The organism is Lentzea pudingi (assembly GCF_014646255.1).
In the GTDB taxonomy this organism is placed as follows: domain Bacteria; phylum Actinomycetota; class Actinomycetes; order Mycobacteriales; family Pseudonocardiaceae; genus Lentzea; species Lentzea pudingi.
The window spans coordinates 129,628-143,399 of the sequence record NZ_BMNC01000004.1 but is presented as its reverse complement, the minus strand read 5'-3'; the positions used below and the strand labels follow the sequence as shown (position 1 = coordinate 143,399).

Below are 13,772 nucleotides of genomic sequence, written 5' to 3'. Positions count from 1 at the left end.
GGACAGAGCGGAAGGGCCGGGAAGTGGTGAGCGCACCTCCTCCTGTGATCACACGACGGAGGTGGCGGCACGGGTGAGCAGTCGCCGTACCCGCGTGCCGGCGTAGGCGCGCACCAGCCCGTGCATCCGCCATCGACCCGGAACGTCCTGGCACAGCAAGGAAGCCTCCTCCAACGCGCGCAACACCTGCCGGGCCTCCGCCGGTGCGACGCCGAGAAGACCGGCCACGGCGGCCACGCCGATGTCGGGGCCAGGAGCGGTGCCGAGCACCGCGAACGCCTCGCGCTGCAACGGGCTCAGGGCGTGCAACGACCAGGACAGCACGGCGGGGAGGCTGGCGGAGGGTTCCTCGCTGTCGAGCACGTCGATGACGGCGTCGCGCAGTTCGGTGGCGAGGGTCGCGAGCGGCAGGCCCCGCCGGATCTGGGCGTGCGCGACGACGATGTTCAGCGCCAGCGGGAACCCGCCGCACATCGCGATCACCCGGGCCGCGGCGCGCGGTTCGGCCTCCAGCCGCCCGGCGCCGAGCCGGCCGGTGAGCAACGCCCGCGACTCGGCGTCACCGAGCTCGGTCAGCACCAGGTGGTCGGCCTCGTACCGGGTGATCAGGCCGGGCAACCGGTTGCGGCTCGTCACGACCACCCGGCACAGCTCGGTGCCGGGCAGCAACGGCACGACCTGGTCGGTGCTCGCCGCGTTGTCGAGCACCAGCAGCATCCGCCTGCCCGCGACGAGCGAGCGGAACAACGCCGAGCGGGCCTGGGTGCCGGCGGGGATGCGGGCGGGTTCGACGGCCAGCGCGTGCAGCAGGCCTCCCAGCGCCTCCCCGACGTCCATGGGCTCCTCCGCCCGGGAGAAGCCGCGCAGGTCGATGAACAGCTGGCCGTCGGCGAACCGGCCCGCGTTGCGGTGCGCCCACCGCAACGCGAGGCTGGTCTTGCCGATGCCTCCCGTGCCCACGATCGCCGAGACGACCGCGGTCGCGGCGTCGAGGCGGCCCAGTTCCTCCTGCCTGCCGACGAACGTCGTGGGCTCCGGGGGCAGCTGACGCGGCACCACCGGGACCACCGGCGTGACGAGAAGGGGATCGGCGACGAGGATCCGCTGGTGCAGCTCGCGCAACGCGGACGAGGGCCCGGTGCCCAGCTCCGCCCGCAACCGCTCCCGGGTGTGCCGGTAGTGCTCCAGCGCGTCGATGCTGCGCCCGGACCGGTGCAGCGCCAACAGGAACTGGCGTGCGACGCGCTCGTTCAACGGGTGGCACGCGGCCCGTGCGGCCAGCTCGGCGACCAGCTCCCCGCCCTCACCGGCCTCCAGCCGCGCGTCGACCAGCTCGAGCGACGCCGCCAGCCGTTCCTGCTCCAGCCGGTCGCGTTCCTCCCGCGCCCACTCGCCGTCGAGACCGGTCAGGGCCTCCGCCCGCCACAGGGCCAGTGCCTCGGTCAACAGCCCGGCCGCGTCACCGGCCCGGGCCCGCGCGCGCAGGTCGTGGAACCTCAGCAGGTCGATCGCGTCCCCGGTCAGGACGTACCCGCCCGACCGGTGCTCGATCGCGAGCCCGCCGATCGCGGCCACCACCCGCCGCAGCCGCGACACGTAGCTGTGCAGGGTCGTCCGCGCCCGTGGCGCCGCGTCGGCACCCCAGACCCGGCCCACGAGCCGGTCGACCGGCACGACCTTCCCCGCGTCGACCGCGAGCGCCGCGAGGACGCATCGCTGCCTGGGCGCACCCAGGTCCACCGGGCCCGCGCTCACTTCCCCCAAGAGACACAGCACGCATCCTTCACGCGGCAGCGTGCGTCCAGGTTGCCGCGCCGGTCGCAACGAAAGGAGCTATTCCTGGAGCAACGGGTTCGGGCAGTCGACGTAGCGGCTCGCGGCGCCCTCCGCGCGCGTCCAGCGCAGCAGCAGGTTGGCCTTCGCCGGCACGAACCGGTTCGTCAGCAACGACAGGACCAGGTCGTATCCGTGATCACGGGCGTAAGCGACGAAAACGGACCGTGCCTCCGCCCACACGTCGAGACCGGGATGCCGGTCGAGCACCGCACCGGCAATCTCGATCAGGTGGTTGACGACCAGGCAGTACCGCAGCCGCTCCCAGCCCTTCGCCTCGGAGACCCCGCGCGACCCGTCCGCTCCGTCCATTGAGGACAGCAGCTCGGCGTGGCGGGGCAGCAGCCGCATGCCCTCGGGGTCGCGGAAGATCGCCTGCACCGGCATGCCCGCGGCGTCCACACCCACCAGAACGTTCTGCAGGTGGCACTCCATCACGACCCCGTGCGCGAAGAACGCGTGCAGCACGGGCGGGACGACGACCGACACGTACTGCCGGAACCACCGCAGCGCGCCGTCGGAGTCCAGGCCGTCCAACGGGTTCCCGTCGAAACCCTCGCTGATCCCGGCCGCCAGCAACGGGGTCACGCCGGGCAGCACGTGCCGCCGGAGGCCGTCGCGCACGACGACGGCCAGGCCCTCGAACGAGTCCGGTGAGGTCCGGTAGCCGCGGTCGACCAGGAAGGCGGCGCCGGGGAAGACCGAGGCGATGTCGGAGAACACCGGTCCCAGCAGGCGGGCGAGCGGCGGGATCCACCGCAGGTCGTGCGCCCACAACCGCCGCACGTCGTTGGTGATCCGCACGTCGAGGCTGAACTTGTAGAAAAGGTCGGCGGCCGGGTCGTAGACCGTGCGCACCGAGGACGTCGGCCACACCTCGGGCCCGGTGGCCGCGCCTTCCAGCCCCAGCAGGGAAAGCTGCCACGGATGCGCAGGCAGCACACCGGGAGGCAACGGCACCTCGCCGTCGTCGGCGAACGCGCCTTCCAGCTGTGCCAACGAAAAACGAGCGTGCACCTCGGGCGAGTACGGCAGCCACTCCGACGCCGGCAGCCCGCCGCGGCCCTTCGGCGCCGGGTGATAGCGGTGACCGGCGACCAACGCCTGCTCGGAACGCTGGTAGAGGTCGGCGGGTGGGGCGCCACGGGCGTCGAGCACGGCGGCGATGGCCGATCGCGAGCCCGCGATCTCGTCCAGGAAACCGACCGGCGGATCACCGAGCTCCTTGGTGATGAGCACCGCGAGCTCGTGCCACGTCAACGGCTGCCACGACCCGGCGAACACCTCGGGGTCCGACAGCCAGCGGCCCTCCCGCACGCGCAGCAGCGTGCCGGTGCGGGGCAGCCGGATCGTGCCCTCGGCCCACTCCCCCACCTCTCGGCGCAGGCAGTTCAGCAGCGCCGTCGAGGTGATGCCGTCGGGATCAGTGATCGCTTCCACCGGTGACCGCTTCCCTCGGGCGATGTGTCAGGATCAGATCATTCTGACGCAAACACCGGTCGAGTCCGACTTCCTCGCCGCACTGGACGAAAGACGCGCCGAAAGGTTCATCGAGGCGTTGCCGGGAGCTCGTGCGGCGATCCTCGCGCGCCTGCGCCGGGCGCTCGCGATCGAACCGTTGCCGCAGGTCAGCGTCGATCCGGCCGACTTCCTCCACCCGGTCGACCTCCTCACCGCGCTGCGCTGGCGCCACGCTGAGAGCCTCGTCACGGAGGTCGCCCACAGCGTCGCCGGACTGGCCCTGTCCCGCACGGCGAGCCCGCTCACGACCCCGTTCGCGAGCAGGTCGCTGGAGGAGCACGAGCAGAGCGTCGTCGACGGCCATCCGCTGCACCCGTGCTGCCGCAACCGCACCGGGTTCACCGCCGCGGACCACCTCGCGTACGGCCCCGAGCACCGTCCGGTAGTCCACCTCCGGCTGCACCCGGCGGCGGACCACGTGGTGTTCGGCGACTGGCCGGGCGAGCTCCGCGACGGCGAGCGGATCCTGCTCCCGGTGCACCCGTGGCAGGCGGACCGGCTGAACGTCACCACGGCGGGCACCCTGCCGGCCAGCCCGCTGATGGCGCTGCGCACGCTCTCGACCGGTGCCTGGCACGTCAAGACGACGCTGAGCGCCCAGATCACCTCGGCCGTGCGGGACATCTCCGGCGAGTCGATCGCGACCGCGACGACGGTCTCGGACTTCCTGGGCTCCGTCGTCGAGGGCATCGAACTGCAGCACAACAGGGCGTCGGCGGCCGTTCTGACCAACGGTGAGCCGGACCGGCGGCTCGGCGTGGTCCTGCGCGACAGGCCCGTGCCCCGCGAGGGCGAGACCCTGCTTCCCCTGGCCGCGCTGGACGCGGGCGAGATCACCGACCCGATCGGGTGGCTCGCGGAGTTCGCCGAGCTGACCGTGCCGCCGTTGATGACGCTGCTCGCCCGCGGGGTGGCGTTGGAGGCGCACGAGCAGAACCTGGTGCTGGGTCTCGTGAACGGCAGACCCAGCAGGGTGATCTACCGCGACCTCGCCGACATCCGCGTCAGCCCGCGCGCCGATCTGCCGGCCCGCCTGCACGCGAGCCCGGAAGCGTTGCGCGCCAAGACGTTCGCGACGTTCTTCGCGACCGCGCTGACGGGGCTGGTCGACCGGCTCGACGCCCCGGCCGCCGACCTGTGGGCGGTGGTGGCGCGCACGGTCCCGGACACGCCGGACCGGCACGCGCTGCTGCACGATCCGTTGCCCGCCAAGCCACTCACGCTGATGCGGCTGGACCCGGAGACGACGAAGTGGGCGTACCTGCCGAACCCGTTCCGGCCCTGAGCAGCTCCGCCCGGTGCTGCCAGGCCAGCGCCAGCAGTGCGGCACCGGCGGCTTGCGTCGGTTCGCGGTGGACGAACCTCTCGACGTTCGCGGCGGTGAACGGGAGCCCGCGCAGCACCTGGCCTTCTTCGTTGTGCGACACCAGATCGCCGAACAGCTCGTCGAACCGCGAGGCCTCGATCACCGCCACGGTCAGCATGTCGGTGGCGAACGTCAGCGGGTCCACGCCCATGCCGAGGTAGAACACGCGGGCGGCGGCCGTGAGCCTCGACGCGAACGGCCAGGCCGCGTAGTCGGCCTCGTGGATCTCCTCCGCCCCGAGCATCTCCTCGGCGAACTCGCGGATCATGCAGTGCCACACCGAGAAGTCGGCGTCGGTCGACCCCTGGAACACCCCGACCGGCAGCACCTGGAACATGCCGCCCGCGTGCCCGACGCGCTTCGGGTCACGCCAGTGCAGGAAGAACGTCGCCTCCCCGGAAGCCTCGTCGTGCCGCAGGGTCAGCGTGCTGATCGCGACGTTGACCGGCCGATTCGAGGAAGTGCACGGATTGCCGACCGCCGCGCGCAACGGCAACCCGCCGGCCCGTTCCGCGTACTCGTGCGCGCAGGCCTCACCGACGTCGATGCCGTCGAAGTAGGTGCCGAGCCCGAACGTCAGTTGCCGCCCGCTGAAGCCGAGCAGCCGGTAGGTCGCGCGGTTCTGGAACACGGCCGGCGCGGCGAGCGCGGCCATGGCCTCCGAGTAGCTGCCGAACCCGTCCGGGAGCGCGGTCGCGGGAAGTTCCGGCAACGCCGGCGAGTCCGTCAGCGTCAGGGAGAGATCGGCCAGCGGGACCGGCGCGGACGGCATCCAGTCCGGTGACGTCAGCAGCGGTGTGCCCGCGACCCTGGGCAGGTCCGGGTACTCCGAGACGGCCTCCAGGGCCAGCGCATGACGGTGGCGCAGCAGGTGAGCGCGCACTTCGAGCCACTCGGCAGACGTCGGCATCTCATTCCCGATCACATGGCGAGATGACCGGGCCACCGTGGCCCGGCCTCCGCGTGATGAAGCTGTCAGGCCCGCCAGCGCCGTGACGCGTGGACGACCTCGCCGACCGCGCGTGCCAGGCTTCCGTCGGCGTCGACGTGGCTCTCGTAGTGCTCGGCCGGAAGCGGCTTGGCCACCTCGGGCGGCGCCTCGTACGAGTCGCTGTCGTCCAGCCGCAGCCTGCGCGCCGTCTTCACGAACGCGACCGCCGCACCCAGCAGCAGCGCCCCGACCACGGCCGGCCACAGGACCATCTCCGCGATCGCGATGGCGAACTGGACCTGGGCCACCACCACGAACACGACGGTCAGGCCGACCACCGACCACGGGGCCGAACCACCGTCACGTCTGCGCTGGGCGGCACCACTTGCCCCCATTGGCGTCACCTCCACCGATGCTGCCGTGGACATCGGCGATTGATCGCACGGAGTTACAGCACCAAGCGTACTCCCCGATCGTTTGGTTGCGGACCGTCATCCTCGGCACATCCGCCCACCAGTGCGAAACCGGTGCACAACACGTGCGCGATTCACTCGGTGGTGTGATCATCGGCCGGTGTCCGCACTGCACGCGGGGGACCCCGCATCATTCGCCGCCGACGTTCTCGACGAGGGTCCGGCCGAGCTGGAGCACGTGCCGGGGGTGGCGTCCCACAGGCCCACCAAGACGTGCGCGGGCGGCGCGCTGATCCGCGACTCCGCCGGACGCGTGCTGTTCGTCGTGCCGAACTACAAGGCGGTGCTGGACATCCCCGGCGGCATGACCGAGGACGACGAGTCCCCCAAGGCCGCGACGCTGCGGGAGATCCACGAGGAACTCGGCCTCACCGTGCCGCTGGGACGGCTGCTGGTGGTGGACTGGACGCCGCGCAACGGTGTCTGGCGCGACTGCCACCAGTTCGTCTTCGACGGTGGCGTCGTGGACGGCGCGACGGCGCGCGATCCCGAGCTGGAAGGCGTCCTGTACCTCACGCTGGCCGAGGCGGAGCCCAGCATCTACCCCTCACTCCACCGACGCCTCACGCTCGCTCTCAGCGCCCTTGAGAGCGGTTCCACGCGGTACGCCGAGTTCGGCAGGGAGGTCTAGGCGCGGATCGTCCCGCCGCTGCCCCGGAGTCGGAGACACCCCCCGCCGAACACGAGGCGATTAAGCTCGCCCCATGGATCTGAGCGCGTTCCCCCGAGTGTCCCTGGGCAACTGGCCGACGCCGCTGGAGGCCGCTCCGAGGCTCGCGGCCGCGCTCGGCTCCCCGCCGGTCCTGATCAAGCGCGACGACGTCAACGGCCTCGGCGCGGGCGGCAACAAGCTGCGCAAACTCGAGTTCCTGCTGGGCCAGGCGATCGAGCAGGACGCGGACACGATCATCACGTTCGGCGCGCTGCAGACCAACCACGGCCGCCAGACCGCGGCGGCGTGCGCGAAGCTCGGCCTGCGCTGCGAACTGGTGCTGACGGCCAAGGTGCCGATGAAGGGCGACGCGTACGAGCGGTCCGGCAACGTCGTGCTGGACCACATGTTCGGGGCGAACGTGCACGTCTGCGCGGACGCCGACGAGACCGTCCAGACGTACGAGAAGATCAACCACGACAGGGCCGTCACCCTGCCCGTGGGCGGTTCGAACGGCCTGGGCACCCTCGGCTACGTCGCCGCGGCCGTGGAACTGGTCGGCCAGCTCCACGACCAAGGCATCGACAGGGCCACCATCGTCGTCCCGGACGGCAGCGGCGCCACGGCCGCGGGCATCGCACTGGGCACCGAACTGCTCGGCTGGGGCGGCACCGTCCACGCCGCGAGCGTCTCCCACACCGCCGCCGAAGCCGAGGCCGAACTGCGCACCCTCGCCGCGGCCGCCGCCACCCTCCTCGGCGAGCAGGCCCCGAAGCTCGGCCACGTCACGGTGACCGACGACACCATCGGCCCGGGCTACGGCGTGCCGACGCCGGAGATGTGGAACGCGCTGAAGCTCTTCGCGGAGACCGAGGGCGTGCTCCTCGACCCGGTCTACACCGGCAAGGCCGCGGTGAAGTTCCGCGAGATCGCCCCGAGGAGCGACGTGCCCGTCGTGTTCCTCCACACCGGTGGTCTCCCCGGCTTCTACGGCTACGCGCCCGAGGCCGTCGCGCAGTTCTGAAGGCCGTGATCAGTACTCTGGTGTGGTGACCGATCTGGCCGACCATCTGGGTGTACTGCGCGACCTCGAAAGACGGCTGCTCGTCTACAAGTTCGCGATCGAGGAGCTCATGACGAAGCTCCGCATCCTGAGTGAGGAGTTCGACTCGGTCCACCGGCACGACCCGATCGAACACATCACCAATCGGGTGAAAAAACCCGAGAACATCCTGGAGAAGCTGCGCCGCAAGGGTCTTCCGCTCGACCTCGACTCGATCGGCGACTGGCTCGACGACATCGCGGGCGTGCGGGTGATCTGCCCGTTCGTGTCGGACGTGTACCGCGTCAAGGCGATGCTCGCGCGGCAGCACGACGTGGAGATCCTGCACACCAAGGACTACATCGCGCAGCCGAAGCCCAACGGGTACCGCAGCCTGCACCTGATCGTGCGGATCCCGGTGTTCCTGTCGGACCGGGTCGAGCACGTGAAGGTGGAGCTGCAGCTGCGCACCATCGCGATGGACTTCTGGGCGACGCTGGAGCACAAGCTGTTCTACAAGTACGACGACAGCCCGCCCGCGGACTTCGTGGGCGAGCTGATGTCGACGGCGATGATCGCGGCGCAGCTCGACGAACGCATGGAGTCACTCCACCGGCGCATCCACCAGGACTGACACCGCGACCATCGCGCACTCAGACCTTGGTGATCTCCAGCTGCAGCTCGGTCACCCAGTCCGCCGGGTCACCCTCGCCGTAGTTCAGGTACACCTCCCGGGCGAGCCCGTTCTGCTTGTACCCGTGTGCCTCGATCCACGCCGCGACGGCCTGGTACGAGGTGTCGACGTCGTCCATCGTGCCGCGGTGCACGATCGTCGCCGCCTCCGCGAGCGCGGGCAGGTCCACGACCTCGAAGTCGTAGGCCGGGGACGGGTCGACGGCCACGGTCACGCCGGCCCGCACGAGCACCTCGTCACCGGCAGCGGACTCGTAGGTGGCGATGCCGTGGCCGGCCGGCGTGACTCCCGCGCGGCCGAGGCGTTCGAAGAGCTGCGGGTACAGCGGCTGGATGACCGGGCCGATGTCCTCGGGCCCGTACGACGCGGCGGTCGCCGTCAGGCGGGCGACCCGGACGGCGGGGACGGACTTCACGACGATCTCGTCGGTGGGCATGGCGCCCTCCCTTTCGATGGCGCGGAGACGTGCTTCGACCCGGCGCAGCCGCGAGGAGTCCGCGAGGATCTGTTGCCGCAGCTCGGCTCGCCGCAACGAAAGCATGCCGTGCAACTGTTCGACGGAAAGCTTTTCGTCGAGCACGACACGGACCTGGTCGAGCGTCAGACCGAGGTCCTTCAGCGCGACGAGGCGGTTCAGCCGTTGCAACTGCAGGGCGGTGTAGAAGCGGTAGCCGCTGGACGGGTCGACGTGGGCCGGCGGGAGCAACCCGACCGCGTCGTAGTGGCGCAGCATCCGCACCGACACGCGCCCCAGGTGGGCGAAGTCTCCGATGGTGAACATGACTGCTCCTGTGTAGGGGCTGACACGGTGTGAGGGTCAAGAAATGATGGTTTGAACAACGCTCCGGGTGAGCATCCTGGGATGTTGACGAGAGGTGGCACATGACGTTCGCACATCCGGCGCTCTTCTACTCGGACGAGGACTCCTACATCGACGGAACAGTCCCGTTCGTCGTGGAGGGCCTCGCGAGCGCCGAGCCGGTCGCCGTCGCGGTGCCGCGCAGGAACCTGCGGTTGCTCCAGGAGGCTCTCAGCGGGTTCGCCCACCTCGTGACGTTCGTCGACATGGAGGACACCGGCCGCAACCCCGGCCGGATCATCCCCGATCTCCGCGCGTTCGCCGACCGGCACCGCGGGGCCGTCCGCATCATCAGCGAGCCGGTGTGGGATCTGCGCACCGACGTCGAGTACCCGGCGTGCGCGCTGCACGAGGCGCTGGTCAACTACGCGTTCAGCGGTCGTGATCTGAGCATCCTGTGCCCCTACGACACCGCCACTCTCGGGCATGACATCCTGGCCGACGCCGAGAAGACCCATCCGGTCGTGATCGACGCGAACGGCCACCGGCCCAGTGACCACTTCCACCCCGCGCGGGTGGTCGTCGCGACCCACTCGCTGCCGCTGGCCATCCCGTCCGGCGCGGCGAGCACGTCCGCCGGCGCGGGGGCGATGGCGGCGGTGCGGGCGTTCGCGCGCGAGCAGGCCGTCCAGCTCGGACTGGACAGGGACCGCGTCGACGACTTCGCGCTCGCGGTCACCGAGCTCGCGACGAACAGCGTGCGGCACGGCGGCGGCGAGAGCACGGTCCGCGTCTGGGCGGAAAGCAGAAGTATTGTTTGCCAAGTCAACGACAACGGGCACATCACCGATGTTCTGGCTGGCCGCACCCCTGTTCACGCAAACGAACCAGGCGGTCGCGGTCTGTTGCTTGTCAACCGTTTGGCGGACCTCGTGCGCACCCAAACGACGTCAAACGGCACCGCAATCCAAGTCAGATTCGATCTGACTGACAAAAAGGCAACGTGATCCACTCACATTCGGGCGACTTCGTTATAGCTTGAGCACGTGCACGACGAGGAAGCGACGGAAATCGGTTACACGGGGGCTCGATTCGGGTCTCCGGCGACCCGTGGACGACTGCGCACCGAAGGAAGTGGAGTCTTCAACGGCGCGGAGACGCAACAACTGCCCCGTCAGCAACCGTTGCGCCAACGCCCACCGGAACCGCTACCGGAGTGGCCTGTGCAAGAAGAGGAACAGCCCCAGACCCCCGCCAGGGACAGCTCGCTCATCCGTCCCTACGCCCGCACCGGCGGCCGCACGACGGCCCGCCACGACCTGCGCCTCGAAACGCTGCTCTCCACCGACGAGGACAAGCTCCACCGCGCGACGAACGACCAGGCGGCGATGATGCGGCTGTGCCTGCAGCCGCGGTCGGTCGCCGAGATCTCGGCGCTCATGAAGATCCCGCTCGGCGTCACGCGGGTGCTGCTGAGCGACCTGATCACACTGAACCTGGTCGCCGTGCACGAACCGGCCGACAAGCCGAACGTGGCTCTGCTCGAACGCGTGCTGTCCGGGTTGCGCAGGTTGTAACCCGTTCGCCAGCGCGCGAGATCACGCCTGGTCGCCGATAATTCTCCCGTGGCGACATCCAGCGACGAGACTCCGAAGACGCCGGTCACGGAACCGATCCCGACCGCTCCGCCGGCTGTTCCACCCCCTGCCCCGGTGGCCGCACCGAAGAAGCTGCGGCCCACGCGGATCAGCGGCACCTGGATCGCCGTGCTGGTGGCGATAATCGTGCTGATCTTCCTGCTGATCTTCATCCTGCAGAACGGCGGCAACGCCACGATCCACTTCCTGTGGGGCGAGTTCAGCCTTCCCCTGGGCGTGGCGCTGCTGTTCGGCGCGATCGGCGGCGCGCTGCTGGTCGCGGTCGTCGGCGCGGCCCGCATCCTGCAGCTGCGGCGTCAGGCCAAGCGGATCACCGATCGTCCCGCGACCTCATCACCAGCTCGACGCGTGAGCTGATCGCGAGCTTGCGGAAGATCTTGCGCAGGTGGAAGTTCACCGTGTGCGGCGACATGAACAGCTGCGTCGAGATCTGCCGGTTCGTCTGACCCTTGGCCACCAGGTTGGCGATGGCCCGTTCGGTGTCGTCCAGGCTGGACCATCCGGACTCAGGACGCGCCGGAGCGGCACGGCGTCGTCGGCCGAGCTTGCGCAACCGGCCCAGCACCCGCGCGCTGTCGCGGGACGCGCCGATCTCGCGGTAGAGCCCGAGCGCGCTCTCCAGCGCCTTCACCGACTCCGCGCGGTCCGGTGACCCGGCCAGCAGCACGCCGAGGTCCTCGGCCGCGTTGGCCCGCGCCCACAGGTCGCGGTGGTCGCGGGCGGCCAGCTCCAGCAGTCGCGCGTCGGCGTCGAGCAGGCCGCGCGCGTGCACCGCGGCCGCCGCGACCGCCGGGAAGCCGGGATGTTCCTCGGCCAGCCGTTCCGCGCGGTCCACGACGGCCTTGGCCAGCCCGTCGTCCCCCGCTTCCAGTGCCCGCCGCACGAACCACCCGGCGGCACGGGGTTCCTCCGCGAAGAGGCCCGACGAGACCAGGTCCGGGTAGTCGGTGAGCAGCGTCATCGCCTTCTCGAGCCCGGAGCCGACGTAGGTCACGAGCACGTCGGCCCACTGGTAGTAGGCGCGGGAGAAGATGATCCGGTCGGCCGGGACGTCGTCGCGGCAGCGTCCGACGTGCTCGATCGCGGCGGGCAGGTCGCCGGTGTGGATCGCGACCATCGCCAGCACCGCCAGCGCCGGCGCGACCACCGCGTCGTGCCCGGTCTCCTCCGCCACGGTCAGCGCGGCGCGCGCCTCGGCGGCGGCCTCCTCGATCCGCCCCGCCTGCAACAGGATCCGGGCCTGCACGACCGCGGTCATGACCTCCCCGGTGACCACCGCGGACGGCCCGCCCCGGACCCGCCGCACCACGGCGGCGGCGTCGGCGAACTCGCGCAGTCCCGCGAGCAGGGTCGCGAACAGCAGCCGCGGGTACGCGCTGAGGTCGTGCGAGGTGCCGGCCCGCGCGGCCTCGCGGGCCAGTTCCAGCGCGGCACCGGGCCTGCCGGTGTCGCGCGCGATCGCGGCCAGCACGGCCAAAGCCGTTGCCAGCACGTCGTCCGGTGCTCCCTGGCGGGTGCGCACGACGGCCTCGGCCAGCTCCCGCGCGCGCTCCCGGTCGTGGCCCAGCAAGGCCATCAGCCGGGTGATCTCCACCCAGGGCGTGAGTTCCGGTGCCAGGTCGGGGTCGCGCAGCAACGCCTCGGAGATCTCCAGCGACTCCGCGTGCCGGGCGCCGAGCAACGTCGTCGTGGCGACGCAGTGCCGGAGTTTCGCGGCGGGTTCCGGGGAGACCTGACGGGACAACGCCTCCTGCGCCAGTGCGTGCGCGGTGGTGAGCCGACCGGCCGCGGTGAGCGCTCTCACCGCCATCACCGTGCGGTGGACCAGCGAAGCAGACGCTTGGTCGGTCAGTTCGAGCGCGCGCACCGCGAGCTCGGCGGAGGCCTCGGGAGCGTTCCACAGCAGGGCTTTCGCGGCCGTGACGAGTCCGTCGACCGACCGGGCGTCGCCGCGCTGGGCGCCGTGCAGCAGGTGTTTCGCGGCGACGACGGCACTGTCCCCGCGGCGCAGCAGCATCTCGCCGGCCTCGCGGTGCAGCGCGCGCCGCACGGGCGGGGGCACCGAGTCGGCGACCAGGCGCCAGAGCAGGTCGTGCCGGAACGCCAGGCCGTCGTCCTGGGCCGCCACGACACCCGCGGCGACGACCTCGTCCAGGGCGGGCAACAGGACCGCGATGCTCGACGCCAGCATCTCCGCGACGTCACCGGGTTCGAAGCGCGGCCCGAGCACGGCGGCGACCTGCAGGAGGTGCCTTGCGTTACCGCTCAACGCGCTGACGCGGTCGAGCAGCAACCCCTGTGCCGTGCCGGCAAGCGCTTTCAGGTCGGCGACGGGCTCGGTCACCACGCCGTCCGGCAACGGCCGCAGCTCGATCCTGGTGGCACCGCGCCGCGCGGCAGCGGAGAACAGCCGGTCGGCGCCCTCGCCGCGGCGGCGGGCGAGCAGCCACACCACCGCGTCGGACGCGGAGGCGGGTAACAGCGCGCCCAGGGCGGCCAGGGTGGCCGGCCCGGCCAGGTGGAGATCGTCCAGCACGACCAGCAACGGGCCGTCCGGACGGCGTTCTGCCAGGCGGGCCAACAGGAACGGCTGGTCGAGCTCGTCCCGCGCGGTCACGACCTCGAAGCCCCTGCCGGCGGCGACGGCGGCGGCCTCGGCCAGCAGCCGCGTCTTCCCGGTGCCCGCGGCGCCGTCGACCAGGACCACACCGGCGCCCGCGTCCAGCACGCCGTTCAGGAGCCCCCGTTCCTCCTCACGGCCGCGGAACATCCCGTCCCGATTCCCCGACACGCATTCTTCCTT

Annotated in this window: 13 protein-coding genes; 7 read left to right on the top strand and 6 right to left on the bottom strand. The window is 71.1% G+C overall.

Annotated elements, in window-relative coordinates; translation table 11 throughout:
- Positions 1-48: 48 nt before the first annotated feature.
- Together IEY88_RS16130 and IEY88_RS16125 are read right to left on the bottom strand one after the other, a co-directional pair.
- Positions 49-1,755 carry an AfsR/SARP family transcriptional regulator gene (locus IEY88_RS16130; protein ID WP_229693434.1) on the bottom strand — a complete coding sequence of 569 codons (1,707 nt, stop codon included), beginning with the start codon at positions 1,753-1,755 and terminating at the stop codon, positions 49-51.
- A 78-nt stretch (positions 1,756-1,833) separates the two neighbouring features.
- A complete protein-coding gene (locus IEY88_RS16125) occupies positions 1,834-3,273 on the bottom strand; it encodes an IucA/IucC family protein (protein ID WP_229693433.1) in 1,440 nt (479 codons plus the stop codon).
- Between the two features lie 22 nt (positions 3,274-3,295).
- On the opposite strand from IEY88_RS16125, the gene IEY88_RS16120 reads away from it, so the two are divergent.
- Complete coding sequence (locus IEY88_RS16120; protein ID WP_189155580.1) at positions 3,296-4,639, top strand: IucA/IucC family protein; 1,344 nt, start codon at positions 3,296-3,298, stop codon at positions 4,637-4,639.
- On the opposite strand, the gene IEY88_RS16115 is transcribed toward IEY88_RS16120, so the two are convergent.
- Together IEY88_RS16115 and IEY88_RS16110 are read right to left on the bottom strand one after the other, a co-directional pair.
- Entirely contained in the window at positions 4,572-5,630 is a 1,059-nt protein-coding gene (locus tag IEY88_RS16115; protein WP_189155579.1) for a transcriptional regulator, read from the bottom strand. The genes IEY88_RS16120 and IEY88_RS16115 overlap by 68 nt on opposite strands.
- Positions 5,631-5,695: 65 nt before the next feature.
- Entirely contained in the window at positions 5,696-6,046 is a 351-nt protein-coding gene (locus IEY88_RS16110) for a hypothetical protein (protein WP_189155578.1), read from the bottom strand.
- Between the two features lie 178 nt (positions 6,047-6,224).
- On the opposite strand from IEY88_RS16110, the gene IEY88_RS16105 reads away from it, so the two are divergent.
- The 3 genes from IEY88_RS16105 (at position 6,225) to IEY88_RS16095 (ending at position 8,452) form a co-directional block, all read left to right on the top strand.
- The gene (locus IEY88_RS16105; protein WP_229693432.1) at positions 6,225-6,755 is read left to right on the top strand and encodes an NUDIX domain-containing protein; all 531 of its coding nucleotides are present in this window, start codon (positions 6,225-6,227) and stop codon (positions 6,753-6,755) included.
- A 73-nt stretch (positions 6,756-6,828) separates the two neighbouring features.
- Positions 6,829-7,800, top strand: coding sequence for a D-cysteine desulfhydrase family protein (locus IEY88_RS16100; protein WP_189155577.1), 972 nt, complete (start codon positions 6,829-6,831; stop codon positions 7,798-7,800).
- 25 nt (positions 7,801-7,825) lie between these two features.
- Positions 7,826-8,452: a GTP pyrophosphokinase gene (locus IEY88_RS16095; protein ID WP_229693431.1), complete on the top strand. Its 627-nt coding sequence runs from the start codon at positions 7,826-7,828 to the stop codon at positions 8,450-8,452.
- A 19-nt stretch (positions 8,453-8,471) separates the two neighbouring features.
- Here the strand turns inward: IEY88_RS16095 and IEY88_RS16090 are convergent, their stop codons facing one another.
- On the bottom strand, positions 8,472-9,293 hold the full coding sequence (locus IEY88_RS16090; RefSeq protein ID WP_189155576.1) for a MerR family transcriptional regulator: 822 nt from the start codon (positions 9,291-9,293) through the stop codon (positions 8,472-8,474).
- Between the two features lie 101 nt (positions 9,294-9,394).
- On the opposite strand from IEY88_RS16090, the gene IEY88_RS16085 reads away from it, so the two are divergent.
- The 3 genes from IEY88_RS16085 to IEY88_RS16075 are packed head-to-tail and all read left to right on the top strand — an operon-like array spanning position 9,395 to position 11,326.
- Positions 9,395-10,318 carry an anti-sigma factor RsbA family regulatory protein gene (locus tag IEY88_RS16085; protein ID WP_189155575.1) on the top strand — a complete coding sequence of 308 codons (924 nt, stop codon included), beginning with the start codon at positions 9,395-9,397 and terminating at the stop codon, positions 10,316-10,318.
- 39 nt (positions 10,319-10,357) lie between these two features.
- Entirely contained in the window at positions 10,358-10,888 is a 531-nt protein-coding gene (locus tag IEY88_RS16080; RefSeq protein ID WP_189155574.1) for a DUF742 domain-containing protein, read from the top strand.
- 48 nt (positions 10,889-10,936) lie between these two features.
- Positions 10,937-11,326, top strand: a complete 390-nt coding sequence (locus IEY88_RS16075; protein ID WP_189155573.1) for a LapA family protein — start codon at positions 10,937-10,939, stop codon at positions 11,324-11,326.
- Here the strand turns inward: IEY88_RS16075 and IEY88_RS16070 are convergent.
- Positions 11,280-13,760, bottom strand: coding sequence for a helix-turn-helix transcriptional regulator (locus tag IEY88_RS16070; RefSeq protein WP_189155572.1), 2,481 nt, complete (start codon positions 13,758-13,760; stop codon positions 11,280-11,282). The genes IEY88_RS16075 and IEY88_RS16070 overlap by 47 nt on opposite strands.
- Positions 13,761-13,772 lie beyond the last annotated feature (12 nt).